This is a genomic window from Megasphaera sp. DJF_B143, assembly GCF_900320625.1.
Lineage (GTDB): Bacteria > Bacillota > Negativicutes > Veillonellales > Megasphaeraceae > Megasphaera > Megasphaera hexanoica.
Window position 1 is genome coordinate 1 of record NZ_ONTA01000054.1, and the last position, 3,334, is coordinate 3,334.

Annotated in this window: 2 protein-coding genes; both read left to right on the forward strand. The window is 49.6% G+C overall.

The window, feature by feature from the left end:
- Nucleotides 1-164 precede the first annotated feature (164 nt).
- Entirely contained in the window at nt 165-1,406 is a 1,242-nt protein-coding gene (locus tag DBO31_RS01570) for an efflux RND transporter periplasmic adaptor subunit (protein WP_150824274.1), read from the forward strand.
- 15 nt (nt 1,407-1,421) lie between these two features.
- The coding region (locus DBO31_RS01575; protein ID WP_150824275.1) for an efflux RND transporter permease subunit at nt 1,422-3,334 on the forward strand (1,913 nt) is incomplete at its 3' end.

Genomic DNA, 3,334 nt, shown 5'->3' on the forward strand with positions numbered 1-3,334 from the left:
ACAGGCAGGGGGAAAAGCAGGAATGAAAGAATATCTTTTAACTTTTTTTTTGATTTCGTTTACATATAGTTTACATTTGGCTTCTATACTAAAAACACAATTCCGCCCGGTATGGCTCCGGTAATCCGGACCTGCCAGACTCAGAATAAATTAGGAGATATATAATGAAGCGTTATTGCAATCCATTCCGGGGACCTCACGGCAGTGCATATAAATTGACGGCTATGGGAATGGTCCTGCTATTAGCCTGCATCATCATATACGGCGTCAGCCATTCACAGAAAATAACAAAAGAAAAAGGAAGCAGCGGACCGATTCCCGTGGCGTCGTATACATTGGCCAGGCAGGACATGAATCGTACCATATCCCTGTCGGGGAAGACCGTACCTGTATCCCAGGTGGATATCACGACGAAATATGCTGGCAAAATAGCGGCAGTCAGGGTGAATCTGGGTGATACGGTAGAGCCCGGCCAGGTACTGCTGCTGCAGGACGTCGTCGATGCGACTCTTTCCCTGCAGCAGGGACAGGCGGCACTGTTGCAGGCGATGGCTGATTCACGGGCGGCAGAATCCCAGTTTTATGCCGATCTGAAAAAAGCCGAAGTCGATTATGATATGGCCAAAATCAATTATAACCGGTATCAGGTCCTGCGCGATGAAGGCGCTGTATCCCAGCGCGAGCTGGACACGATATATCAGGCCTTTATCGATGCCCAGGCCGTATTGGACAATCTCAATTCCCAGAATGTAGGATCTGTCCCGGCCAGTATTGCCGGAAAATATGCGGCACAGGATAAAGCCGATTATGCCGTACACAGCCTGTCACAGCAGATCGATGACATGACGCTGCGCGCCCCACGTAGGGGTGTCATAACGTACCGGAATGCAGAAGCAGGTACGATTGTACCGGCCAATACGAAAGTGCTGACCATCACCGATACGAGTGGCATGTATGTCGATTGTGCCTTGTCAGAAGAAGATGTCGCCTTTATGCAGATGGGAACTCCTGTTACGGTGTCCATTGATTCGTTGGCAAAGACGTACGATGGAATCGTTACGTATGTCAGTCCGGCTATGAATGATGCCGATAAGACTTATGCCATACGTATTACGCTGCAAAATCCTGACGCCCTGCTCCGTGGAGGGATGCTGGCTGAAATGAATATAAGTGTGTTGCAGAGGAAAGATACATTGTTTGTCCCCAAGGAAGCTCTGGATGTACAAAACGGGACGTCCCGTGCATACGTTATCAGACCGGACCAGACCGTTGAAATCCGCACGGTTCAGACGGGACTGATGAATGATTCCTATATAGAAGTGACAGACGGACTTTCCGAAGGAGATGTCATTGCGACGACTAATCTGGCACGTCTGAAAGATGGTACTGCCGTTACAGTTGATTAATATGAGGTGTTACCCATGAATCTGACTAAATTTTCTATACAGCGGCCCATCGGTATTGCCATGATTGTAGCATTTTTTGTCGTTCTCGGCCTGTTCAGTTTTTATAAAATCGGCGTAGAATTACTGCCGGCGCTGAATACGCCCTATGTAACCGTTTCCATCGCCTATCCGGGGGCCAATGCGGACTCGGTGGAACAGCAGGTTGTCAAGCCGGCGGAAAATGCCCTGTCTTCCGTTGCCAATCTCAAACACATGACTTCCCAGGCTTCATACGGGCAGGCGCGGATTACACTGGAACTGGATTTTTCTGCCAATGCTGATGCGGCGGCCATTGATGCGACGAAGAAAATCAATGCCATACGGGGTAGTTTCCCGACAGGAATTGAAGAGCCGGTCGTCATTAAGCGGGATATCAATGCCACTCCTGTCATGTATATTGCCGTGCAGTCGTCCCGGCCACTGGATGACATATATACCAAGGCATATAATGATTTTCAGGATGTACTCCAGCAGGCGGACGGTGTATCGGAAATCAATCTCAATGGCGGACGGGATAAAGAAATCGCCGTTGAAATCGACAAAAACAAGCTGGTTCATTTTGACATGACCCTGGCAGAAGTGATTTCTGCGTTAAAGTCAGAAAATCTGCTCATGCCGTCCGGGACGGTCTATTCATCCGGCACAGCGACGGACGTCCGGGTGAAGGCGCAGTATGCCAATGAGGCTGAATTATCGCAGATTGAAATCACCAATGCCAAAGGCGCCCGGATCCCACTGACAGCCGTCGCTTCCATTAAGCGGCAGGATCAGCGGGTCAGCCGCTATGCCCGTGTAAATGGTGAAGACGCCATTGTCATGGAAGTATATAAAAACAGTGATGCCAACGTCGTATCGACAGTAGATAATGTCAATAAAAAATTGGAAACGCTGAGGCAGGACAATCCGGAATATACCTTTACTGTAACCAGTGAATCAGCATCTTATATCCGCAATTCCCTGCATAACACATTGCAGACACTCATTGAAGGACTCTGTACGACCGGCCTGGTCCTGTTCTTTTTCCTGCGGGGCTGGCGGTCTTCCCTGGCCGTTATGGTAGCCATACCGACGTCTCTTATTTCTACGTTCTTTGCCATGTATATGGCCGGTTTTACCTTTAATATGATGTCTCTCATGGGGATGACCCTTTGCATTGGCATCCTCGTAGATGACTCCATCGTTATTCTGGAAAATATACACCGCCATATCAGAAACGGAGAGCCGCCGGAGACGGCAGCCCTCAACGGCCGTATGGAAATCGGCATGGCCGCCATTGCCATTACGCTGTGCGACGTAGTCGTTTTTCTGCCTATCGCTTTTATGACGGATATGGTAGGACAGTACTTCAAACAATTCGGCCTGACTATCGTATTTGCTACCTTGTTTTCCCTCTTTGTTTCCTTCACCCTGACTCCTATGCTGGCATCCCGGCTGTTTAAAAAAGGGGCAGAAGTAAAGAAGCGGCCTTTGTGGCAATTTATGGACCGCATGGAGGAACGGGCCCGCCAGGAATATACGAAGATACTTACATGGAGTATTGATCATCCGCGGAAACTGGTCCTGCCCATCCTGTTTTTGTTTGCAGTGGCACTGGGACTCCTGGTCAGCGGTACCGTGGGGTCGGAATTTATGCCGCAGACGGATGAAAGCGGGTTCCGCGTATCCATCCAGCTGCCGGCAAATGCCAGCCTGGATAGAACAAATGGCGTCGCCCGGCAGATAGAAGATTATCTGAAGACTGTACCGGAAGTCACTTATTACACGGCTATGGTAGGAGGAAAGCGGCAGAATGAAGCGACTATCAAAGTGACGCTGGACGACCGACGCAACCGTTCCCGGTCTATCTGGGATGTGACCAATGAGGTACGTAAATTCGCCGCAGCCCATGT